This window comes from Sedimenticola hydrogenitrophicus, from assembly GCF_029017505.1.
Classification (GTDB): Bacteria; Pseudomonadota; Gammaproteobacteria; order Chromatiales; family Chromatiaceae; genus Sedimenticola; species Sedimenticola hydrogenitrophicus_A.
Map to the genome: position 1 here is coordinate 1 of NZ_JAQGEI010000052.1, position 22,991 is coordinate 22,991.

Sequence of the window (22,991 nt, forward strand, 5' to 3'; positions counted from 1 at the left end):
TTTAAGCCCCCGGCAACGCCGGGGGGCAGTCGACCCTGATCCGCTGACCGGTCCCGGGGCGGAGCGGGCAACGGATGCCGTTGCATCGGATCAGGTCAGGTTTTATCCTGCGCTATCTCTATTGCGCGGGTGATAAGCATGACAACAACAGCGATACCTTCCATCCCGGAGATGATGCGTACCACCGCCGAGCGGTTTGGTGACCGACCCGCCATCCTCTCGGCCGACAGCCACGTCAGCTTCGCCCAGGTCGACCGGCAGTCCGATGCGCTGGCCGCGGCGCTGGCCGGGCAGGGTGTCGGCAAGGGCGACCGTATCGCCCTCTACTGCGTCAACTGCGCCGAGTTTGCCATCGCCTACGCCGGCATCGTCAAGGTTGGCGCGGTGGTGGTGCCGGTCAACCTGCTGCTCAAGCCGCGCGAGATCCTCTATATCCTCAATGACGCCGGTGTCAGTGGCCTGATCTATCACCCGCTGATGGCGGCGGGGGTCGCGGCCTTCCGCGACGAACTGGCGGCGCTGCGTTTTGCCGTCTGCATCGGTGGTGAAGCGGCCAGTCCGCGGGATCTCGACTTTACGGCACTCTGCGAGAGTACCGCTCCCGTGCCCCGGCCGCGCTTCGATCCGGCCGAGGACCTGGCGGCAATCCTCTACACCTCCGGTACCACCGGCCACCCCAAGGGGGCCATGTTGACCCACCGCAATCTGGTCTCCAATACCTGCAGCGTCAGGAGCGCCCTGCAGTTGCGGCCGGGCGAGGACCGGCTGCTGGTGGTGTTGCCCATGTTCCACTCCTTTGCCGCCACCGTCGGGACCCTGACGCCGCTGCTGCATGGATTGAGCCTGGCGCCGCTGGCGAAATTCGATCCGGTGGCCGTATCGGAGTTGATCGAGGCGGTGGCTGCCACGGTGTTTCTCGGCGTGCCCAGTATGTACAACGTGCTGCTGCGTCTGCCGGATGAGCAGGTCAGGCGCTGGTCGAGCATCCGCTACTGTGTCTCCGGGGGCGCCGCCATGCCGGAGGCGATCATGCGCCAGTTCGAGGAGCGCTTCGGGGTGCCGGTGTGTGAAGGGGACGGGCCGACCGAGTGTTCGCCGGTGACCTGTGTCAACCCGGTCGACGGGGTGAGAAAGCCGGCCTCGGTCGGGCTGCCGGTACCGGATGTGGAGATGGCGATCTATGACGACGACGGCCGGCCGCTCGGCATCGACAGCATCGGCGAGATCTGCGTCAAGGGACCCAACGTGATGAAGGGATACTGGAATCTGCCGGAGGCGACGGCCGAGAGTTTCTTTGGCGACTGGGTGAGAACGGGCGACCTCGGTTACCAGGACGGGGATGGCTACATCTTTATCGTCGACCGCAAGAAGGACATGATCATCGTCAACGGTATGAATGTCTATCCGCGCATGGTTGAGGAGTTGCTCTACACCCATCCGGCGATTCTGGAAGCGGCGGTGGTCGGGGAACCGAGCGAGCTGCACGGTGAGATCCCCGTCGCCTATGTGGTGTTGCAGGAGGGCGCGCGGCTCTCCGCCGCCGATATCAGGAGTTATTGCCGGGATAACCTGGGGCGGCATGAAGTACCGCGAAAGGTGGAGCTACGCCCGTCCCTGCCGAAAAATGCCGCCGGCAAGATCCTCAAGCGCGAGCTGCGCAAGAGCGGAGAGCTGGAGCGGGGCATCGACAGCCGCGGACCCCACTCTGATTAACCTGAATGGTAACTACTCACCCGGTCTGTAAGTGATTGGCCTGCCTTGCCGGCCTCACACGATGGCTTGTTTCCCCGAAACCGGCCCCATTTTCAGCGCCTGCCCAAGCCGCTCCCGGCCATTGCATCCTCGGCTCCGTAAACGGTACATCCCTGTACCACTCCTCATGGCCTCCGCGGCATAAGTCCATCCGTGGACAAAACTCGCTTCGCTCAAACAAGGGCAGGCTTGAATCTGAAAAAGGGGCCGGATTCGAGGCGCCATCAAGATCGGCCAACAAGGCAGGCCAATCACCCCGTGAGTAGTTACTTTGAATGATATTAGACATGGCCAGGCCGATCGGTATAATGCCCAGCTTCGTTCGCAGGGGGGGACGGCAGCGGGCCGGATCGCCGGTTTTTTCCTCCTCCCGGTGTACGAGGCGCGATTACTGATAAATTGACCGTTTCCGAACGGTCTCTCTATAATCACTCGCAACATGCCGTCCTGGTGGAATTGGTAGACACGCCAGATTTAGGTTCTGGTACCGCAAGGTGTGGGAGTTCAAGTCTCCCGGACGGCACCACCTTCTCTTTCCTGGTGACTTCTCCAGGCTTGCCGTTCAGCCGCTGGCGTTGACCCGGATTATTCTCACAGAGTCGCCTTACAGCTGTGCCTGATTCCACTTTGTCAGATTCTGGCGCTGTGTAGTGAGTTTCCCCCCACCCTGAAGGTCCAACGAAGCCGATCTGAGTAAATATGACAAAGCAGAACTAATGCCTGATTCCGCGGTTTTTACACGATGTGTCCGGGACTCCTGGCACTTTTTCCATCCCTGTTCCGGCCCCGGAGTCAAAATGCGCTTTAATATAGGTTGTTTTTAGGTACAATAGCCGGCTTATTTGCAAGCGACAGCGAGCATTTCCAGCCCGGTGGAAGTTGTCTAATAATTTGATTTACATGGGGTTAGTGGGAATGCGCCGACGCGTGGCCAGGTACTGAAACAGGATGCCTGATCGCTTCGGTCGCCGTCCGGTGGCAGCGCCCGACCCGGGCCAACTTTCGGCTACTGCTCCAGCGGTAACCACTTTTAACTAAAGACAGAGGAATGGCAGCAAACTCTGCCAGAAGAGGTTTTCATGCAAGTTTCGGTTGAATCGAGTGAAGGGCTTGAGCGTCGTATGACAGTTGAACTCCCTGCCGAGAAGGTCAATGCGGCAGTGGAGAAGCGGCTGAAAGAGATTGCACGGACCATCAGGCTGGATGGTTTTCGCCCAGGCAAGGTGCCTCTGTCGGTAGTACGTAAACGTTTTTCCAATGATGCCAAACAGGAGGTGTTTGGCGATCTGGTGCAGTCCAGCTACTTTGAAGCCCTGATGCAGGAGAAGCTGAATCCCGCGGGTGAGCCTTCGATCGAACCTGTGGAAAAGGGGACGGATGAAGGGATGGCCTATGTGGCGGTTTTTGAGGTGATGCCGGAGGTGAAACTCAACCCGCTGAGCGAGGTGACGGTGAAACGTCCGGTGGCCGAGGTGACCGATGAAGATCTGGCGGAGATGGTTGAGAAGCTGCGCAAGCAGCGGATTACCTGGAACGAAGTCGATCGCGAGGCGCGGGATGGTGATCAGATCACCATCAATTTCAAAGGCTACATGGACGGCGAGGCGTTCGAAGGGGGCTCTGCCGACGGTATCCCGCTGGAACTGGGCACCAAGGGCATGATCGCGGGCTTTGAAGAGGGCCTGGTCGGTGCCAAAGCGGGTGAGGCACGCACCCTGGAACTGACTTTCCCGGAGAGCTACCATGCCAAGCAGCTGGCCGGCAAACCCGCCACGTTCGAGGTTGAGGTCATCAAGGTTTCGGAAGCGGTGCTGCCCGAGGTCAACGAAGAGTTCATCAAGGCCTTCGGTGTCAGCGAAGAGGGCGTGGACGGCTTCTATAAAGAGATCCGCGCCAATATGACCCGTGAACTTGAGGACAAGCTTCGCGGTCTGGTCAAGGAGCAGGCAATGGATGCACTGCTGCAGGTAAATGAGCTGGTGGTGCCGAAGGCACTGGTCAGCCGCGAAGCCCAGGTGTTGCTGCAGCAGACCAAGGCCAACCTGGCCCAGGGCGGACAGGGAAACAACATCAACCTGCCGGTCGAGTTGTTCGAGGAGCAGGCCAGGAAACGTGTTACTCTTGGACTCATTATTGCCGAGGTGCTCGGTAGTAATAATATTGAGCTGGATGAAGCGCGTGTGCGTCAGAAGATTGAGCAGTTTGCCCAGTCCTACGAAGATCCCCAGCAGGTTATAGATTACTATTACAGCAATAAGGAGCAGCTTTCCGGAATCCAGAATCTGGTTCTTGAGGATCAGGTGGTGGATTGGGTGCTTGACCAGGTCAAGGTCGAGGACACCGCAAAGGGTTTTGACGAGGTGATGAACCCGTCAACGCCGGATGCCGAAGCCGCTAGCGAATAAGCACAGGTTAAAGGATCATTTCAGCATGACCGATATACGAAATATGGGTGGATTGGATGCAACGAATCTGGGACTGATCCCCATGGTGGTCGAACAGACCGCCAGGGGAGAGCGTTCCTACGATATCTACTCCCGGCTGCTCAAGGAGCGTGTCATCTTCCTGGTGGGCCAGGTGGAAGACAACATGGCCAACCTGATTGTGGCCCAGCTGCTCTTCCTTGAATCGGAGAATCCGGACAAGGATATCCATATTTACATAAATTCCCCTGGCGGCTCGGTGAGCGCCGGCCTGGCGATATATGACACCATGCAGTTTGTTCGGCCTCACGTCAGCACCATGTGTATCGGTCAGGCGGCCAGCATGGGCGCGCTGCTGTTGGCCGGAGGGGAGAAGGGCAAGCGTTACTGCCTGCCCAACTCGCGGATGATGATCCATCAGCCGCTGGGAGGCTTTCAGGGCCAGGCCACCGATATCGAGATCCATGCCAGGGAGATCCTCCTGTTGCGCGACAAATTGAACACTATCATGGCCACGCATACCGGTCAGTCGCTGGAAACCATTGCCAAGGATACCGATCGGGATAATTTCCTCAGCGGTGAGGGTGCGGTGGCCTATGGGCTGATCGATAAGGTATTGAACAGACGTCCGGAAGGCGCTGACGTCAAGTGATGGATTTATTGTAACTGATTGTTTTTAAGAGAAAGATTGATGGATGTGTTGTTGTGGCCCCGACTCGTCTGAGGAGGCGTAATTACGCCCGGGGGGTTGTAATGAAGATCGATCAGCCTTATACAGTATTTATGATCGAGAGCGGGTTGACTGAATTACCGAGAGGATGGCTTCATGGGTGACGACAAGACAAGAGGCGATGACGGCAAATTGCTTTATTGCTCGTTCTGCGGAAAGAGTCAGCATGAAGTTCGTAAACTGATCGCCGGACCCTCGGTATTCATCTGTGATGAATGCGTCGAGTTGTGTAATGACATCATTCGTGAGGAGATGCAGGAAGGCAGTGTGGAAGCTGCCGGAAAACTGCCGAAGCCGCACGAGTTGAGCGCCTTGCTCGATCAGTATGTTATCGGCCAGGCGCGCGCGAAAAAGGTGCTCTCGGTCGCGGTGTACAATCACTACAAGCGTCTGGATACCAGCAAAAACAAGGATGATATCGAGATCGCCAAAAGCAACATCCTGCTGATCGGGCCGACCGGTTCCGGTAAGACCCTGTTGGCCGAGACGCTGGCGCGAATGCTCAATGTACCGTTCACCATCGCCGATGCCACCACCCTCACCGAGGCCGGCTATGTGGGTGAGGATGTCGAGAATATCATCCAGAAGCTGCTGCAGAAGTGCGACTATGATGTCGAAAAGGCCCAGACGGGTATTGTCTACATCGATGAGATCGACAAGATTTCGCGCAAATCCGACAATCCCTCGATCACCCGTGACGTATCCGGCGAGGGCGTCCAGCAGGCGCTGTTGAAGCTGATTGAAGGAACGATTGCCTCGGTGCCGCCGCAGGGTGGCCGTAAGCATCCCCAGCAGGAGTTTCTGCAGGTGGATACCTCCAATATCCTGTTCGTGGTGGGCGGGGCCTTTGCGGGTCTTGAAAAAGTGATACGCAACCGCTCCGAGAAGGGGGGAATCGGCTTCTCCGCGGAGGTGCACAGTAAGGATGTCTCCCACAAGGTCGGTGAGATCCTGACCAGTGTCGAACCCGAGGATCTGATCCTATACGGGCTGATCCCCGAGTTCGTCGGCCGGTTGCCGGTGGTGGCCACGCTCGAAGAGCTGGATGAGGAGGCGCTGGTGCGCATCCTGACGGAACCCAAGAATGCACTGGTGAAACAGTATCACCGGCTGTTCGAGATGGAAGATTGCGAGCTCGAGTTCAGACCGGATGCCCTGTCCGCGATTTCACGCAAGGCGATGGAGCGGAAAACCGGCGCGCGCGGTCTGCGGACCATCATGGAACAGGTGCTGCTGGATACCATGTATGACCTGCCCTCACTGGATAATGTCTCCAAGGTGGTGGTGGATGAATCGGTCGTGACCGGGGAAAATGCTCCCTACATCATCTACGAAGGCGGGGAGAAGAAAATGGTCGCCGCCGACTGATCCGGCTATTGCGTTGTGTTCCGATAAAACCGCTGACCGGGGAACCGGCAGCGGTTTTTTTCTCGTTCCCATGCTCCGAGACTGTGAAAGAATTGCCAAATGACGCGAAAAGGGGGGTACCCAAACCCTTCCCGAGATGGCGATCGCCTCTCTACGGGCTTCTCAGGCGGTCAATTTTTTTGCCGCGTTGATCAGCCTGAATACTTTCACAGTCTCAGAGCGTGGGAACGAGGGGCAAAATCTCTGTGTGAATCCGCGGTTGAAACAGATAAATCCCTGACGAATCGGATCGCTAGCGGCGGGTTGACCCTATTTCCGCGTAAAGACCATTGTCTATTACCTTGAAATATTCCGCATAAACCCCCACCATCAACGGGACGGCAAAGTATTCATATACCGCTACCGATTTCGCACTGTTGGCAAACCGGAAATACATTCAGCGGGCAACCCTGGGTTGTCAGCGTCCAGTCAACAGGCCGCAACAGAAGGAGCACCCTCCATGGGTCAAGACGATACAAGTACCTCCCGGATTGATAGTTCTGTCAACCGAATTCCCGTACTCCCCCTGCGGGATGTGGTGGTTTATCCCTATATGGTGATTCCGCTTTTTGTCGGTCGTGACAAGTCGATCAAGGCGCTGGACGCGGCCATGAAGGAGGATAAACAGATTATCCTGGTGGCGCAGAAGAGTGCCGAAACCGATGAGCCGGCAGTGGCGGACATGCATACGGTAGGGACGCTGGCGAATATTCTTCAGTTACTCAAACTACCGGATGGCACGGTAAAGGTCCTGGTTGAGGGTGGCGCACGCTCCAAACTGAGCGATATTGCCGATGCCGACGGCTTTTTCACTGCCGAGTTTGTCCGCATAGAGGATGTCACTCCGGAGGATGACCGGGAGTTGGAAGTCCTGATGCGCTCGGCGATCGCGCTGTTCGATCAGTATGTAAAGCTGAATAAGAAAATACCCCCCGAAGTGCTCACGTCACTCTCCAGTATTGAATCTCCCAGCCGGTTGGCGGATACCATGGCTGCCCACATGTCATTGAAGCTGGACGAGAAGCAGAACGTGCTCGAGATGTCTAGTATCGGTGATCGCCTGGAACACCTGATGGGTCTGATGGAGGCCGAGAATGACCTGCTGCAGATGGAGAAGCGGATTCGTGGCCGGGTCAAGCGCCAGATGGAAAAGAATCAGCGCGAGTATTATCTGAATGAACAGATGAAGGCGATTCAGAAAGAGTTGGGCGAGATGGATGAGGCGCCCAACGAGATTGAGGATCTGGAGAACCGCATCGAGTCCGCGGGTATGCCCAAGGAGGCCAAGACCAAGGCCCAGGGGGAGCTTAACAAGCTGCGGCTGATGTCGCCGATGTCGGCCGAGGCCTCCGTGGTTCGAAACTATATCGACACCCTGGTGAATGTCCCTTGGAAGAAACGCAGCAAGATCCGCAATGATCTGAAGGCGGCCGAGGATGTGCTGGAAAAGGACCACTATGGTCTGGAGAAGGTTAAGGAACGGATCATCGAGTACCTGGCGGTGCAGCAGCGGGTGCGCAAACTGAAGGGTCCCATCCTCTGTCTGGTGGGCCCTCCGGGCGTCGGCAAGACCTCGGTGGGGCAGTCCATTGCTCGCGCCACCAATCGAAAGTTCATCCGCATGGCGCTGGGCGGGGTGCGTGACGAGGCGGAGATTCGTGGCCATCGGCGTACCTACATAGGTGCCCTGCCAGGAAAGATCATCCAGAACCTGTCGAAGATCGGTACCCGCAACCCGCTGTTCCTGTTGGACGAGATAGACAAGATGGCGATGGATTTCCGTGGCGATCCCGCCTCCGCACTGCTGGAGGTGCTGGACCCGGAACAGAATCACACCTTTGCCGATCACTACCTGGAAGTGGATTTTGATCTCTCCGAAGTGATGTTCGTGGCGACCGCCAACACCCTGAACGTGCCAGCCGCGTTGCTGGATCGTATGGAGGTGATACGCCTGTCCGGATACACCGAGGACGAGAAGGTCAATATCGCCATGCGTTACCTGGTGCCCAAACAGATCGAGAACAATGGCCTGAAGGCCAGTGAAATCGAGTTCAGGGAGGCGGTAATCCGTGACATCATCCGTTATTACAACCGTGAAGCCGGGGTGCGAAACCTTGAGCGTGAGATATCCAAGATCTGCCGCAAGGTCGTGAAGGATATACTCCTGACCAAATCAGGTAAGAAAATGGTTGTTACGCCTGCCAGCCTTGAAAAATACCTGGGGGTGAAACGCTTCAGGTATGGCGAGGTGGAGGACTACGATCAGGTCGGTCAGGTGACCGGGCTGGCATGGACCGAGGTGGGCGGCGAACTGCTGAAGATCGAAACGGCCCTGGTGCCTGGTAAGGGGCGGCTGACCCATACCGGGCAGTTGGGCGATGTGATGCAGGAGTCGATCCAGGCGGCGATGACGGTGGTCAGAAGCCGGGCCGCCGCGCTGGGCATCGAGAGCGATTTTTACCAGAAACTGGATGTACATGTGCATGTACCGGAGGGGGCGACCCCGAAGGACGGCCCCAGTGCCGGTATCGGCATGTGCACCTGCCTGGTCTCGGCCCTGACCCAGATCCCGGTACGGGCGGATGTGGCCATGACAGGCGAGATCACCTTGCGGGGTGAGGTGTTGCCCATCGGCGGACTGAAAGAGAAGCTGCTGGCGGCCCACCGCGGGGGGATCAAGACCGTGATCATCCCGGAGGAGAATGAGCGCGATCTGGTGGAGATTCCCAAGAACATCAAGCAGCACCTGGATATCCGCCCGGTGCGCTGGATTGAACAGGCGCTGGAGATCGCACTGCTGCATCTGCCGACACCGATACAGGAGCAGAGTGACATCGTCGAGGTGGCAAAGAGCAAGCCCCGCACGGCAAAGAAGGCCGCCAAGAAAGGCGGCGGGCTGACCCGGCACTAAGGGATGGCAGCATGATGCGCCGGGATGGGAGTGGTGGTTTCCTCCTGGCGCGCCGTGCTAGGAAGACGGATCCTATTTGTTGTCCGCTGCGGGAAGGGACCGTTGGTTCATGGAAACCGCGGTCCGAGCCGTTGCGGTTTTATTTTTGATGTCGAAGGGGCCAATTCCCCTGGAAACCGCATAAAATTAGGCTTTTGCGGCTTGTTTGCTTGACACTTCTTCCGAGCCACTGGTATAAATTGACCCCGTTTCGCACACCTGCAACGGTAGCAGATAAAGTATTTTACCCACGCTGTTCACAGCGTTTTTTTTATGACCTTAGGGGAGACGATTAATGAATAAGACGGAACTGATCGATGCGATGGCAGATTCTGCAGATATTTCCAAAGCAGCCGCCGGACGCGCACTGGATGGTATGATTGCAGCCATCACCGAGGCGCTGAAAAGCGGGGATCAAGTATCAGTCATCGGGTTCGGTTCCTTCGCTGTGCGTGAGCGGGCTGCACGCACTGGTCGGAACCCGCAGACCGGCGCCACCATCGAAATCAAGGCATCCAAAAATCCCTCTTTCAAGGCTGGTAAAGCCCTTAAGGATGCCGTAAACTAGCGCGCCTTCAACGGGTGCTTAGCTCAGCTGGGAGAGCATCGCCCTTACAAGGCGAGGGTCGGGGGTTCGATCCCCTCAGCACCCACCATTTTCGGAGCGGTAGTTCAGTTGGTTAGAATACCGGCCTGTCACGCCGGGGGTCGCGGGTTCGAGCCCCGTCCGCTCCGCCATAGGTGAGGAGAAGCGGGGTATCCTTGGATACCCCGTTTTCTTTACTGTCACTGTCAGATTTCTGATTTCAGGTACGACATGCTTCAGTCCATCAGGGAACGCGCCCAGGGAGTGATCGCCTGGTTCATAGTAATCCTCATCAGTGTGCCTTTCGCACTGTTCGGCATTAACTCCTATCTCGGTGGCGGCTCCGAGCCCGTTGCGGCAACGGTCAATGACCAGGAGATTACCCAGAGCGAGTTTGAAAAGGGTTATCGCGAATTCCGCGAAAACCTGCGCCAACGTCTGGGGGACAACTACCGCCCGGAGATGATCGACGAGAGAGAGCTGCGGCAGGAGGTGCTGGAGCTGATGATCCGTAACAATCTGCTGATGCAGAAGTCCGACGAGCTGGGTCTTCGGATCGGTGATGAGCTGGTGAAACGGGCCATTGCTTCGCTGCCCGGTTTTCAGATCGATGGCCGATTCAGTCAGGATGCCTATGAGCGCGGTGTGCGTTTGCAGGGACTGACGCCGGCCGGATTCGAGGAGCAGATTCGCCGCGGCCTGGTGAGTGAACAGCTCGCCAAGGCGGTCGCCGGCTCCGAATTCGCCACCCGGTCGGAACTGCAAAGCCTGCTGCGGCTGCGGCTTCAGCGGCGTGAGTTAGAATACCTGCTGCTGCCGGCCGCCAGTTTTCTCAGCGGTATCGAGGTGAGCGACGAGGCCGTAGCGACCTACTATGCCGCGCATCGAGACGAGTTCATCGCCCCGGAGCGGGTCAAGCTGAGCTATCTTGACCTGGATATCGCCGGTATCGCCGAGAGCCTGACGGCGGATGATGAAGCGCTGCAGGCCTATTACAACCAGAATCAGTCCCTCTACAAGGGCCCCGAGCAGCGGCGGGCGAGCCACATCCTGATCCCGGTGGAAGAGGGGAGTGACACAGCGGTGGTGACGCAGGCGCAAAGCGAGGCGCAGGCGATACTCGAGCGGGTGCGCAGTGGTGAGGATTTCGCCACGGTCGCCAAAGCGGTTTCCAAGGATCCCGGATCCGCCGAAGAGGGCGGGGACCTCGGCTTCTTTGAGTCCGGGGTGATGGAGCCGGCCTTTGACGAGGCCGTATTCAACCTGCAGCCTGACGAGATCAGCGACCTGGTGCGCACCCCGTTCGGCTTCCATATCATCAAGCTGACCGAGATTCGCGAGGGTGAGGGCAAGTCTTTCGCGGAGGCGCGGGATGAGGTGGAGCGGGCCTATCTGAAAGCCGAGGCCGAGCGTCTGTTCTACGAATACGCCGAGCGACTGGGCACTATTGCCTACGAAGAGCCGGACAGCCTGCAGCCGGCCGCCGACGCCCTGGGTATCGAGCCGAAAGAGAGTGACTGGGTTGCCCGCGACGGGGGGGAGGGGATCTTCGCCTCACCCAAGGTTATCGCCGCGGCATTCAGCGAAGATGTCCTGGTATCGGGAAACAACAGCGAGGCCATTGAGATCAACCCGGAACACATCATGGTGCTGCGTGTTGTCGCTCATGAGGAGGCTGCTGCCAAGCCGCTGGATCAGGTGAAGGAGGCCATCCGCGATAAATTGCGTGTCGAGAAGGCCATTGAGCAGGCTGGCCGGGAGGGGGCTGCGCTGGTGACCCGACTTGCGCAGGGGGAGACCCTGGCGGCACTCGCCGCGGAGCGAGGGGTTACGGTAACACCGCGCAAGGTGGTGACCCGGGATGAGCGGGATCTGCCGGCAGAGCTGGTCAGGGAGCTGTTTCTCATGCCGCGTCCGGAAGGGGAGGCACCGGTGTACGGCCAACTGGCGATGGCGAGTGGGGACCTCGCCCTGATCGCGCTACATACAGTCAGCGACGGCACTTTGACGGACGCCGAGCAGTTGGGGGGGGAAGCGGCCCTGAACAATGCCCTGGCGCAGTCGCGGGGAAAAAGTTATTTCCAGCACCTGCAGGGTAATCTGCGCGCCGCGGCCGATGTGACCGTCAGCAGCAAATCATCGGATAACTAAGGAAGCATCGCCACAGGCGGACTGTCGTACGCTGGAGGTCATGAACGTGCGTGGCCACGCGTTGCCTGACCTACCCCATCCGTATCCATCTGTGTGTATCCGTGGTTTGGCGCCAGTGTAACTGTGCCATATCCAGGAGTGAACCACGGATGGACACGGATAAACGCGGATTTTCGGGTTAAGCACGCACACTAAAAAAGCCGCTCACCCCGCTTGGGGTGGGCGGCTTTTTCGTTGGAATCACGCCATGCCGACGATATGGTAGCCGGAATCCACGTAAACAATGTCACCGGTGATGCCCGATGCCAGATCGGAGCAGAGGAAGGCGGCGGCGTTGCCCACCTCTTCAATGGTGACGTTGCGGCGCAGCGGGTTCTTCTTTTCCGCTTCGGCGAGCATCCCTTTGAAACCGCTGATGCCGGATGCGGCCAGGGTGCGTATCGGCCCGGCCGAGATGGCGTTGACCCGGGTCCCTTCCGGCCCCAGTGAATCGGCCATGTAACGCACACTTGCCTCCAGGCTGGCCTTGGCGATACCCATCACATTGTAGTTGGGGATGGTGCGTACGGCCCCCAGGTAACTCATGGTGATCAGGGAGCCGTTACGGCCCTGCATCATTGCGCGGCCCGCCTTGGCCAGGGCGGCAAAACTGTAGGCGCTGATGTCATGGGCAATGCTGAATCCTTCGCGGGTGACCGCATCGATATAACTGCCCTCTAATTGATCCCGGGGGGCGAAGCCTACCGAGTGGACGATGCCATCCAGGCCATCCCAATGTTTGGCAAGCTCGCTGAACACGGCCTCGATCTGCTCGTCGGAGGTGACATCCAGCGGCAGGACGATTTCCGAATCCAGCTCGGCGGCCATTTTCCGCACCCGCTCCAGCAGCTTGTCACCCTGTGCGGTGAAGGCCAGCTGTGCCCCCTCGCGGTGCATTGCCTGGGCGGTCCCCCAGGCGATGGAACGGTTGCTGGCCACGCCGACGATGAGGATGCGTTTGTCTTGTAGGAAACCCATGTGAAATCCTTGCAACTTCGTATGAAAGAAAGTTTGAATGCGCCCGACGCTCCAGGAGTCTGTGAGGCAGCCCTAAGGTACCGGAAAAGCATCGGCCCGAAAAGAACCCAACGGTTTTTTGTTGGTCTGTTCTAATATATGCTGCTGTACCGGCAGCACTTTTACTGGATGTTGGTTTTTCAGGCATATGCCGTTAATTCGTTTCAGGATCGCGCCAGCTCCTAGTGAGAGATAGCGCCTACCGAGTGATCAATAAATAAGAATGAGACAGCAGCGGAAACAAGTGGCCAGACGGGAGTGGAGCAGCGCTACGAACGCCGGGCGTGTGGTTGGCCTGTTGTTTGCGGTGCTGTTGTTGCTTGCGCTCAGCGGCTGTGGCGAGCGCGCCTGGAATGCCCCCCATCCGACCCGTGAGGCGAACTCAAACACCCTCTTCAGCTCATTTTCCGAACGCCCCAAGCATCTCGATCCCGCCCGCTCCTACGCAGCCAACGAGTACGCCTTCATCGCCCAGATCTACGAGCCGCCGCTGCAGTACCACTTCCTGAAACGCCCCTATCAGCTGGTACCGCTGGCAGCCGGGCAGGTCCCGGTGCCGCAGCTGATAGACCGGGCCGGCAACCCGCTGCCGGCGGATGCCCCGGCCGACCAGGTGGCCTTCAGCGACTATGAGATACGCATCAAACCGGACATGCGCTACCAGCCCCATCCGGCGCTGGCCAAGGACGCGGACGGCGCCTATCGCTACCACCGGCTGACAGAGGAACAGTTGCAAGGGGTCAACATCCTGGCCGACTTTCCGGAGACCGGTACGCGCGAGGCGACCGCGGAGGATTTCATTTATCAGATCAAGCGCCTGGCCAATCCGCGCCTGCACTCCCCCATCGCCAGCATCATGGGGGAGTATATCGTCGGTTTTAACGAATTCGGCAGGGAGCTGGTCGACGCCGGCGGCAATGGTGATTTTATCGACCTGAGGCAATACCGCATGGCCGGGGTCACCCAGCTCGACCGCTACCGCTTCAAGGTGCGGCTGCGGGGCAAGTATCCCCAGTTTGTCTACTGGCTGGCCATGACCTTTTTCGCCCCCATGCCCTGGGAGGCGGATCTGTTCTACAGTCAACCGGGTATGGACAAACGCAATATCAACCTGAACTGGTACCCGATCGGCACCGGGCCCTTCATGCTGGCGGAGAACAACCCCAATCTGCGCATGGTGTTGAGCCGCAATCCCAATTTTCACGGCGAGGCCTATCCTACCGAGGGGGAGCCGGAAGATGGTGAAAACGGCATGCTGGATGATGCCGGCAAACCGCTGCCCTTGATCGACAAGGCGGTCTACAGTCTGGAAAAGGAGGTGATTCCGCGCTGGAACAAATTCCTCCAGGGTTATTACGATACCTCAGGGGTCAGCTCGGACAGTTTCGATCAGGCGGTCCGGTTTGGTACCGGCGGCGAGGCCAACCTGACCCAGGAGATGCAGGAGCGGAATATCCAGCTGGCCACGGCGGTGGAGACCTCGATCTTCTATCTCGGTTTCAATATGGCCGATCCGGTGATCGGCGGCGACAGCGAGGAGAACCGCTACCTGCGCCAGGCCATCTCCATCGCCGTCAATTTCGAGGAGTATATCTCTATCTTCCTGAATGGCCGCGGGGTGGTGGCCCACGGCCCGCTGCCGGTCGGCATCTTCGGCAGTCGCCAGAGTTCGGACCAGAGCCCGGAGGGGATCAATCCGGTGGTGTACGACATGGAAAACGGCAGGCCGCGGCGTAAATCCCTGCAGGAGGCACGGGCGCTGATGGCCAAGGCCGGTTATCCCAACGGCAAGAGTGCCAAGACCGGGCGGCCGCTGGTGCTGAATTACGAGTCGGCCTCGGCCGGGCCGGACAGCAAGGCGCAACTCAACTGGATGCGCAAGCAGCTCAATCAGCTGGGGATACAGCTGGTGATTCGCGCCACCGACTACAATCGGTTTCAGGAGAAGCTGCGCAAGGGCACGGGGCAGCTGTTCATGTTCGGCTGGAATGCAGATTACCCGGATCCGGAGAACTTCCTGTTTCTGCTCTATGGACCCAACGGCAAGGTGGAGCATGCCGGCGAGAACGCGGTCAATTACGACAACCCGGAATTCAATGCCCTGTTCGACCGGATGAAGAACATGGAGAACAGCCCGCAGCGGCAGCAGATCATCGATCGCATGGTAGATATCCTGCGTCACGACGCCCCCTGGATCTGGGGGTTCTACCCCAAATCGTTTTCGCTTTATCATGACTGGTATGGGAATGTGAAGCCCAATCTGATGGCCAACAACACCCTCAAGTACAAGCGGGTCGATCCCGGGACGCGCAACGCGAACCAGCAGTCGTGGAACCCGCCCATCGTCTGGCCCCTCAATCTGCTGCTGCTGCTGCTGCTGGCCAGTACCGTGCCCGCGGTACTGGTGTATCGCCGCCATGAGCGGAGCGCCGCCCGATGATCGCCTATATCATTCGCCGGGTGCTGTATGCGATACCGATACTTATCGGCATCAACATCCTCACCTTCGTGCTGTTCTTCGTGGTCAATTCACCGGATGACATGGCGCGCATGAACCTCGGTATGAAGCGGGTGACACCGGAGGCGGTAGAGAGCTGGAAGGCCGAGCGCGGCTACGACAAGCCGTTGCTGTACAACGCCGCGCGCCAGGGAACGGCGCAGTTGACCGACACCATCTTCTTCCAGAAATCCCTGAAGCTGTTCCAGTTCGAGTTCGGGGTATCCGACAGTGACCGGGACATCGGCTACGACATATCCCAGCGCATGTGGCCGAGCCTGGCCATCGCGGTGCCGGTGCTGCTGGTGGGGTTGTTGGTGAATATCACCTATGCCCTGCTGATCGCCTTTTTTCGCGCCACCTATATCGATACCTGGAGCGTGGTGCTCTGTGTGGTGATGATGTCCATCTCAGGCCTGTTCTATATCATCGGTGGCCAGTATCTGGTGAGCAAACTGCTGCATCTGGTGCCCATCTCCGGCTACGACACCGGCTTTGCCGCGATCAAGTTTCTTATCCTGCCGGTGCTGATCGGCGTGGTGGGGGGCATCGGTGCGGGTACGCGCTGGTATCGCACGCTGTTTCTTGAGGAGATCAACCGGGACTACGTGCGGACCGCCCGGGCCAAGGGGCTTTCCGAGACGGTGGTGCTGTTCCGCCATGTGCTGAAAAACGCCATGATACCGATCCTCACCGGCGTGGTGGTGGTGCTGCCCCTGCTGTTCATGGGCAGCCTGATCACTGAATCCTTCTTCGGCATCCCCGGGCTGGGCAGTTATACCATCGATGCCATCAACCGGCAGGATTTCGCCATCGTGCGCGCCATGGTGTTCCTCGGCTCGGTACTCTATATCATCGGTCTGCTGCTGACCGATATCTCCTACACCCTGGTCGATCCGCGGGTCAGGCTGTCATGATCCTAAAAACCTCGGTTGACCGCTACGCACAGGATCAGAACGCATGGTTTTGATCGTATTTCCAGTCACATCCCGCTTCACCTTGGCGGTGAGCACGCTATGCAGCGGATTGCACATTTTTTGCGGCACATGGCCGCATTGTGAAACTCACCAAGGGCGCGCCATTGGCCTCGTTTCACGCCTTGCCCTGCACCACAAAAAACGCACACTCCGCCGCATCCAACCGGGGTTTTTAGGATGATGGGCGGACTGGTGATCCTGTGGACCGACGCGCTGGTCTTCCTGCTGCTGCTGTTCGTCGGCGCCTTCGGTGTCTATGCCGCCGGCAAGGAGCATCTGCGCGGACCCTGGCGGCTGGTGGTGCGCAGCCGGGTGGGCGTCAGCACACTGGTGATTCTGAGCTTCTACGTGGCGGTCGGGCTGCTCGATTCGGTGCACTTTGAACCCTCGTACGTGGCCGATCCGCAGGCGCAGGACCGGGTGCAGTCGACCGAGGTGGTCAGCCTGTTCGACCGCCTGGTACTGCCGCTGCGGGAGCGCCAGGAGAAGACCTACTCGGCGCCACTGGCCACCCACCTGTACGCCAAGGAGAACATCGAGCAGCCGGGCGGCACGATGATCCGGGACTATCCGCGGCTGCAATATGGCGGCGCCCATCTGGCGAACCCCGCGCAGGACTGGGCCGGGGATGTCCTGCGCCTCAGCCTGATCGGTCTGGTCAAGGGGCTGGTGTTGACCCTGGTCCTGGCGAATATCCTGTTTGCCCTGCTGGCCCCCCGGCGCGCCGGGGGGTTCGCCGGGGCTGCCCGGGAGGTGTTGACCGGGAAAGGTCAGATCCCCTGGCGCTCCGCGCTGATCACCCTGGGGCTGTTGCTGATGGTGCTGCTGTGGGCGGTGGAGCTGTCGGGTCGTTACCACCTGCTGGGCACCGACAAGGTGGGTGAGGATGTCTTCTATCAGGCGCTCAAAAGTATCCGCACCGGCCTGCTGATCGGCACCCTGACCACCCTGGTGATGCTCCCCGCCGCCATCCTGCTGGGCATCATGGCCGGCTATTTCCGTGGCTGGGTGGATGACCTGATCCAGTACACCTATACCACCCTCAACTCGATCCCGGGGGTGCTGCTGATCGCTGCGGCGATCCTGATGCTGCAGATCTACATGAGCAACCACGCCGATGAGTTCGACAGCCTGGTGGAGCGTGCCGACCTGCGCCTGCTGTTCCTCAGCATCATCCTCGGCGTCACCAGCTGGACCGGGCTATGCCGCCTGTTGCGAGGCGAGTCGATGAAGCTGCACGAGGTCGATTACGTGCAGGCGGCCGTGGCCTTCGGCGTGGGCCATTTCCAGATTATCGTGCGGCATATCCTGCCCAATGTGCTGCATATCGTGCTGATCACCGTGGTGCTCGATTTCTCCGGCCTGGTGCTGGCCGAGGCGGTACTCTCCTATGTCAATATCGGCGTCGATCCCACCATGAACAGCTGGGGTAACATGATCAACAGCGCCCGGCTGGAGATGGCCCGGGAGCCGGTGGTCTGGTGGTCCCTGTTGGCCGCGATGATCTTTATGTTCACCCTGGTGCTGTCGGCCAACCTGTTCTCCGACGTGGTGCGCGACGCGTTCGATCCGCGTCTGCGCAGTAGCCGCTGATCCGCCATCCATGGAAGCCGTTGCCGCATGAGCGAAATCCTGCTGAAAGTTGAAAACCTGCAAACCTGGCTGGGCAGCGGTGAGCACCCGGTGCGCGCTGTGGACGGTATCGATCTGCAGATCCAAAAGGGCGAAACCTTCGCGCTGCTGGGTGAGTCCGGCTGCGGCAAGTCGATGACGGCGCTGTCGCTCATGCGCCTGCTGCCACCGGCGGGGCGTATCGTCGGCGGGGACGTCTATCTGGGCAAGACCGCACTTCTTGAACTGCCGGAGTACGCCATGCGCGAGGAGCGGGGCGGTCGCATGGCGATGATTTTCCAGGAGCCGATGACCTCCCTCAACCCGGTGCTGACCATCGGTCGGCAGATCGGTGAGGCGGTGAAGATCCGCGACGGCGGGGATCGCCGCGCCGTGGCGCAGCGGGTGGTGGAGCTGCTCCACTCGGTGGGCATTCCCGATCCGGTGCGCCGGGTCGGCGAGTATCCGCATCAACTCTCCGGCGGTATGAAGCAGCGGGTGATGATCGCCATGGCGCTGGCCGGTCGCCCGGAACTGCTGATCGCCGACGAGCCGACCACCGCGTTGGACGTGACCATTCAGGCCCAGGTGCTGGCGCTGCTCAAGGAGCTGCAGCAGCAGACCGGCATGGCCATCCTGTTGATCACTCACGATCTCGGGGTGGTGGCCGAGGTGGCGGACCGGGTGGCGGTCATGTACGCCGGTCAGATCATCGAGCAGGCGAGCCGCGACCGCTTCTTTGACAATCCCCAGCACCCTTACAGCCGGAAGCTGTTCCAGTCCCTGCCGGATGCCGGCAAGCGCAGCCGGCGGCTCGCCGTGATCAGCGGAAATGTGCCACCACTGAACCAGGTCTTTACCGCCTGTCGCTTTATCGACCGCTGTGACCGGGCCTTCGAGGATTGTGAAATGGCCCCGGGGTGGACCGAACTGGCGCCCGGTCAGGGGGTACGCTGTCACCTGGCCGGTTTTCAAGACGCCGTGTCGATCGTTGAACTGCCGGAAGTCGAGCATGCGCCGGTCAATGCCGGTTCAAGTCCGGGTTCAAATCAAGAGCCGCTGCTGCAGGTGGAGCAGCTCAAGGTCCACTTTCCCATTCACAAGGGGGTGTTCAAGCGTACCGTGGGTCATGTCAGGGCGGTGGACGGCATCTCCCTCTCCATCGACCCGGGCAAGACCCTGGCCCTGGTAGGCGAATCGGGCTGCGGCAAGACCACGGTGGGCAAAGGGATACTGCAACTGGTACGGCCCACCGCGGGCACGGTGCGTTTTGCCGGTGACGAGATGACCCGACTCAAGGGTAGCGCCCTGCGCAGTCGCCGTTCCGCGCTGCAGATCATTTTTCAGGACCCGGTCGCCTCGATGAATCCGCGCATGCTGGTGGGGGATATTATCGAAGAGGGGATGAAGGCGCAGCGTATCGGCCGTACCGCCGAGCAGCGGCGGGCCCGGGTGACGGAACTGTTGGGACAGGTGGGGCTCCCCGACGACAGCGCCAGCCGCTATCCCCACGAGTTTTCCGGCGGGCAGCGCCAGCGCATCTGTATCGCCCGTGCCCTGGCGGTGGATCCGAAACTGATCATCTGTGATGAACCGACCAGCGCTCTGGATGTCTCGGTGCAGGCGCAGATCCTGAATCTGCTGAAAATGCTGCAGAACAGTCGCGGCCTCGCCTTCCTGTTTATCACCCACAACATCTCGGTGGTGGCCTATCTGGCGGATGAGGTGGCGGTGATGTACCTGGGCCGGATTGTCGAGCGGGGGGAGGTCGGACAACTGCTGGCCGCCCCGCGACACCCCTATACCCAGGCGCTGCTCTCGGCCGTCCCGGTGGCCGACCCCCGGTCGAAGCATGAAGTGATCCGGCTGGAGGGGGACATGCCGTCGCCGGCGAATCCGCCCGCGGGCTGTCACTTCCATCCCCGCTGTCCGTTCGCCATGCCCCGGTGCCGGGAGCGCTACCCGGACCTGAACCGGCTGGGCGACGGCCGCCAGGTGAGCTGTTACAAGGTGGAACAGGAGGAGGCGTAAGACCCCCGTTCCCCGCCAAGTTCTACTTTGTCAAATTCTGGCGCTACGTGGCGGGCTTCCCACTCTGAAGGTTCAGCGAGGTCAGTCGGAGTAAATCCACCCAAGTCGAACTAGAGAGTCTGCTCGGCCACGTCGACAAACAGCTGCAGGCGTTGGCCGGGCTGCAGGTAACGTCCCTCCAGGGTGTTCCACTTCCTCAGATCCGCAACGGAGACATTAAAGCGCTGGGCGATAAGCGCCAGGGAATCACCCTTGCGCACCCGGTAACGCAGGCTGCTGAGGGTATTGACCGGTGGTGAGAGCGCCGGGGCGAGGCGGGCCAGCTTGTCCTGGGTCTTGCCGGCCTGTTGCCAGATGACCAGCTCCTGTCCCAGCCGCAGGGTGTCCCTGGGCGCCATGCCGTTCCAGCGGGCCAGGGCCCGGTGGCTGACCCGGTAGCTGCGGGCGATGTCCCAAAGCGTGTCCCCCGCCACCACCCTGTGGGTCAGGCGCTTGCCCTGGCGCTGCCGGTTCTTGGTCTTTGCCAGGCGGGCGTCCGCGGTCTGGGTGTACTGGTCCAGGCTCTTGACCGAGACCGGGATCAGCAGATGCCTGCCGGCGCGGATGTTGTTGCCCCGCAGTTTGTTTACCTGTTGCAGCAGTGCCACCGTGGTCTTGTGGCGTCTGGCGATGCTGCCGAGGTTGTCGCCCGAACGAATCTTGTAACGGGTCCAGCGCAAGCGTTCTTGCGGATCGAGGGCGTCGAGCGCCTCACTGAACCGCTCGGCCTGTTCAACCGGGATGCTCAGCCGGTGCGGCCCCTCCGGCGCGGTTGCCCAGCGATTGAAGCCGGGATTGAGCCGGTACAGCGCCTCAATGGATATCCCCGCCATATCGGCCGCCAGGGCCAGATCGAGCTGGGAGCCGATATCGATATTCGCGAAGTAGGGCCGGTTGGGGATCTCGGCCAGGTTGATGCCGTGGTGCTGCGGATCGGCCATCACCTTGGCCAGCGCCAGCAGTTTGGGCACATAGCGCATGGTCTCTTCCGGCAGCTCGAGCGACCAGAAATCAGTGGGCCTGCCCTGGCGCTGGTTGCGCTTGATGGCGCGTCGCACCGTGCCGCCCCCGGCATTGTAGCCGGCCAGCGCCAGCTCCCAATCGCCGTCAAACTGGGTCGCCAGGCTGCTCAGATAGTCGAAGGCCGCCCGGGTGGCGGCAACCACGTCGCGACGCCCGTCATACCACCAGTTCTGCTGCAGTCCGAAGTGTTTCCCGGTCGAGGGGATGAATTGCCACAGACCCGCCGCGCGCCCGGGGGAGTAGGCGAAGGGCTGGAAGCCGCTCTCGACGATCGGCAACAGGGCCAATTCGCTGGGGATGCCCCGTGCTTCGGCCTCCTCGAGAATAAAGTACAGGTAGGGGGCCGCTCTTTCCTGTACCCGGTCCAGGTAAGCGTTGTTGGCGGCGAACCAGCGGATCTGGCTGTCGATCCGCGGATGGTCGGGGATTTCCAGGCTGAAGCCGGCACGCAGCCGCTCCATCAGGTCCAGCGGCGGCTCGGGTGGCTGCCCGGCCTCGGCTAACTGCCGGGGGGTGGGCGCCGGTTCAACCTCGCTCTCCCCGGCACTGGCCACGACGACGGGTGGCGTTAGTGCCTCGGGGGTGGTCTCCGGCCGGGCAGCCACCCTGGAGTACTTCGGGGGGGGCACTGAGTCGGTCGCGGCTCCGGTCTCGGTTCGGGTATCGAGGGTATTGCACCCGCTCAGCGCCAGGGCGGAGAGGACGGTCAGGGTCATATATCTTTTTATCATTAAGCGATCCGCGGCTGTCTGGCGTTGGGTAAATTTGTCGGGACTATACGCAAATCACCTGTTTTTTTCCAGGAAACGGGTCATGTTCCGGGGATGACCCCTCGCCGATGATCTTTTTTGGATGAGGGCTGTCTGTTTAGAGGGTAGACTGGTCAATGTCGGCAGAGTGATACCATTGGTGCCGTGGGGGTGCCATGGCGTCATCCCGCAACGGGAATCGCCGGCTGGAATTAGGATCATGCCCAAGTAACCGCAGCTGCTGATGAAGAGACTATTTAACCGGATCAACACACCGCCCTCGACGGCTGAACTTCGGGCCTGGTTCAGTACCACGCCGGGAAAGGAGCTGCTGGCCGTGGAGCAGGTCTACCTGGAGCACCTGCTGGCCGAGTGTTTCGGCTACTATCTGCTGCAGGTCGGCAACCTGGGCCTGCAGCTGGATACGCTGAGGATGAGCCGGATCAAGTCCCAGGTGGTGCTGGTGCCCGACGCGGCGGATGCCTTCAGCAAGCGTTGTGTCGTCAGTGACTCGCAGAATCTCCCCGTGGCCTCGGATAGCATCGATACCGTACTGCTTTCCCACACCCTGGATTTCTCCAGGAACCCCCATCAGCTGCTGCGCGAAGTGGAGCGGGTGCTGATCCCCGAAGGCCATGTGCTCATTGTCGGCTTCAATCCCTGGAGCCTCTGGGGCGCCTGGCGGCTGCTGCGAATGCGCGGCAACAAGGTTCCCTGGTGTGGCCACTTCATCTCGTCCTGGCGGGTTCATGACTGGCTCTCCCTGCTGGGATTCGAGATCAAGGCGGAGCGGGCGGGGATGTTTCGTCCGCCATTGAAACATGAGCGGATGATGCAACGTCTGGGCTTTCTGGAGTGGATCGGCGGCCGTCTGTGGTCGCCGCTGTCGGGTGTCTATGTGATACTGGCGGTCAAACGGGTGGCGCGGCTGACGCCGATCAAGCCGGCCTGGAAGTTGCGCCCCCGGCGTATCCGCGGCGGCATGGCCGAGCCCACGGCAAATAACATA

14 protein-coding genes and 3 tRNA genes are annotated in these 22,991 nt (G+C 60.1%); 15 read left to right on the forward strand and 2 right to left on the reverse strand.

What is annotated here, in order from left to right:
• Positions 1 to 138 precede the first annotated feature (138 nt).
• The 10 genes from O9K64_RS21895 to O9K64_RS21940 all read left to right on the forward strand — a co-directional run bounded on the left by O9K64_RS21895 (position 139) and on the right by O9K64_RS21940 (position 11,999).
• Entirely contained in the window at positions 139 to 1,713 is a 1,575-nt protein-coding gene (locus tag O9K64_RS21895; protein WP_275100253.1) for a long-chain-fatty-acid--CoA ligase, read from the forward strand.
• A gap of 480 nt (positions 1,714 to 2,193) precedes the next feature.
• Positions 2,194 to 2,278, forward strand: a tRNA-Leu gene (locus O9K64_RS21900).
• 553 nt (positions 2,279 to 2,831) lie between these two features.
• Positions 2,832 to 4,157, forward strand: coding sequence for a trigger factor (gene tig, locus O9K64_RS21905; protein ID WP_275100254.1), 1,326 nt, complete (start codon positions 2,832 to 2,834; stop codon positions 4,155 to 4,157).
• A 25-nt stretch (positions 4,158 to 4,182) separates the two neighbouring features.
• The gene (clpP, locus tag O9K64_RS21910; RefSeq protein ID WP_275100255.1) at positions 4,183 to 4,827 is read left to right on the forward strand and encodes an ATP-dependent Clp endopeptidase proteolytic subunit ClpP; all 645 of its coding nucleotides are present in this window, start codon (positions 4,183 to 4,185) and stop codon (positions 4,825 to 4,827) included.
• A 174-nt stretch (positions 4,828 to 5,001) separates the two neighbouring features.
• Positions 5,002 to 6,273, forward strand: coding sequence for an ATP-dependent Clp protease ATP-binding subunit ClpX (gene clpX, locus O9K64_RS21915; RefSeq protein WP_275100256.1), 1,272 nt, complete (start codon positions 5,002 to 5,004; stop codon positions 6,271 to 6,273).
• Between the two features lie 499 nt (positions 6,274 to 6,772).
• Positions 6,773 to 9,223, forward strand: a complete 2,451-nt coding sequence (lon, locus tag O9K64_RS21920) for an endopeptidase La (RefSeq protein WP_275100257.1) — start codon at positions 6,773 to 6,775, stop codon at positions 9,221 to 9,223.
• Between the two features lie 334 nt (positions 9,224 to 9,557).
• The gene (locus tag O9K64_RS21925; protein ID WP_275100258.1) at positions 9,558 to 9,830 is read left to right on the forward strand and encodes an HU family DNA-binding protein; all 273 of its coding nucleotides are present in this window, start codon (positions 9,558 to 9,560) and stop codon (positions 9,828 to 9,830) included.
• Positions 9,831 to 9,842: 12 nt separating this feature from the next.
• Positions 9,843 to 9,918, forward strand: a tRNA-Val gene (locus tag O9K64_RS21930).
• 5 nt (positions 9,919 to 9,923) lie between these two features.
• Positions 9,924 to 10,000: transfer RNA gene (locus O9K64_RS21935), tRNA-Asp, on the forward strand.
• A gap of 79 nt (positions 10,001 to 10,079) precedes the next feature.
• Positions 10,080 to 11,999, forward strand: a complete 1,920-nt coding sequence (locus O9K64_RS21940) for a SurA N-terminal domain-containing protein (RefSeq protein WP_275100259.1) — start codon at positions 10,080 to 10,082, stop codon at positions 11,997 to 11,999.
• A gap of 240 nt (positions 12,000 to 12,239) precedes the next feature.
• Here O9K64_RS21940 and O9K64_RS21945 read toward each other — a convergent pair whose 3' ends face one another.
• Positions 12,240 to 13,016 carry an enoyl-ACP reductase FabI gene (locus O9K64_RS21945; protein ID WP_275100260.1) on the reverse strand — a complete coding sequence of 259 codons (777 nt, stop codon included), beginning with the start codon at positions 13,014 to 13,016 and terminating at the stop codon, positions 12,240 to 12,242.
• Positions 13,017 to 13,299: 283 nt separating this feature from the next.
• Between O9K64_RS21945 and O9K64_RS21950 the strand changes: the two genes are divergently transcribed.
• The 4 genes from O9K64_RS21950 to O9K64_RS21965 all read left to right on the forward strand — a co-directional run bounded on the left by O9K64_RS21950 (position 13,300) and on the right by O9K64_RS21965 (position 20,171).
• The gene (locus tag O9K64_RS21950; RefSeq protein ID WP_275100261.1) at positions 13,300 to 15,495 is read left to right on the forward strand and encodes an ABC transporter substrate-binding protein; all 2,196 of its coding nucleotides are present in this window, start codon (positions 13,300 to 13,302) and stop codon (positions 15,493 to 15,495) included.
• Positions 15,492 to 16,469, forward strand: a complete 978-nt coding sequence (locus O9K64_RS21955) for an ABC transporter permease (protein WP_275100262.1) — start codon at positions 15,492 to 15,494, stop codon at positions 16,467 to 16,469. The genes O9K64_RS21950 and O9K64_RS21955 overlap by 4 nt, the downstream gene beginning before the upstream one ends.
• Positions 16,470 to 16,706: 237 nt before the next feature.
• A complete protein-coding gene (locus tag O9K64_RS21960; protein WP_275100263.1) occupies positions 16,707 to 18,122 on the forward strand; it encodes an ABC transporter permease in 1,416 nt (471 codons plus the stop codon).
• 27 nt (positions 18,123 to 18,149) lie between these two features.
• Positions 18,150 to 20,171 (forward strand): ABC transporter ATP-binding protein, encoded by a 2,022-nt coding sequence (locus O9K64_RS21965; protein WP_275100264.1) that lies wholly within the window; start codon positions 18,150 to 18,152, stop codon positions 20,169 to 20,171.
• 110 nt (positions 20,172 to 20,281) lie between these two features.
• Here O9K64_RS21965 and O9K64_RS21970 read toward each other — a convergent pair whose 3' ends face one another.
• Positions 20,282 to 21,964, reverse strand: coding sequence for a lytic transglycosylase (locus O9K64_RS21970; RefSeq protein ID WP_275100265.1), 1,683 nt, complete (start codon positions 21,962 to 21,964; stop codon positions 20,282 to 20,284).
• A 262-nt stretch (positions 21,965 to 22,226) separates the two neighbouring features.
• Here O9K64_RS21970 and O9K64_RS21975 point away from each other — a divergent pair.
• On the forward strand, positions 22,227 to 22,991 hold a 765-nt coding region (locus O9K64_RS21975; RefSeq protein WP_275100266.1), incomplete at its 3' end, for a class I SAM-dependent methyltransferase.

Excerpts from the sequence above, each read along its gene's own strand:
- O9K64_RS21895 (WP_275100253.1), top strand. The coding sequence starts at position 139 with ATGACAACAACAGCGATACCTTCCATCCCGGAGATGATGCGTACCACC.
- tig (WP_275100254.1), top strand. The coding sequence starts at position 2,832 with ATGCAAGTTTCGGTTGAATCGAGTGAAGGGCTTGAGCGTCGTATGACA.
- clpP (WP_275100255.1), top strand. The coding sequence starts at position 4,183 with ATGACCGATATACGAAATATGGGTGGATTGGATGCAACGAATCTGGGA.
- clpX (WP_275100256.1), top strand. The coding sequence starts at position 5,002 with ATGGGTGACGACAAGACAAGAGGCGATGACGGCAAATTGCTTTATTGC.
- lon (WP_275100257.1), top strand. The coding sequence starts at position 6,773 with ATGGGTCAAGACGATACAAGTACCTCCCGGATTGATAGTTCTGTCAAC.
- O9K64_RS21925 (WP_275100258.1), top strand. The coding sequence starts at position 9,558 with ATGAATAAGACGGAACTGATCGATGCGATGGCAGATTCTGCAGATATT.
- O9K64_RS21940 (WP_275100259.1), top strand. The coding sequence starts at position 10,080 with ATGCTTCAGTCCATCAGGGAACGCGCCCAGGGAGTGATCGCCTGGTTC.
- O9K64_RS21945 (WP_275100260.1), bottom strand. The coding sequence starts at position 13,016 with ATGGGTTTCCTACAAGACAAACGCATCCTCATCGTCGGCGTGGCCAGC.
- O9K64_RS21955 (WP_275100262.1), top strand. The coding sequence starts at position 15,492 with ATGATCGCCTATATCATTCGCCGGGTGCTGTATGCGATACCGATACTT.
- O9K64_RS21960 (WP_275100263.1), top strand. The coding sequence starts at position 16,707 with ATGATGGGCGGACTGGTGATCCTGTGGACCGACGCGCTGGTCTTCCTG.
- O9K64_RS21965 (WP_275100264.1), top strand. The coding sequence starts at position 18,150 with ATGAGCGAAATCCTGCTGAAAGTTGAAAACCTGCAAACCTGGCTGGGC.
- O9K64_RS21970 (WP_275100265.1), bottom strand. The coding sequence starts at position 21,964 with ATGATAAAAAGATATATGACCCTGACCGTCCTCTCCGCCCTGGCGCTG.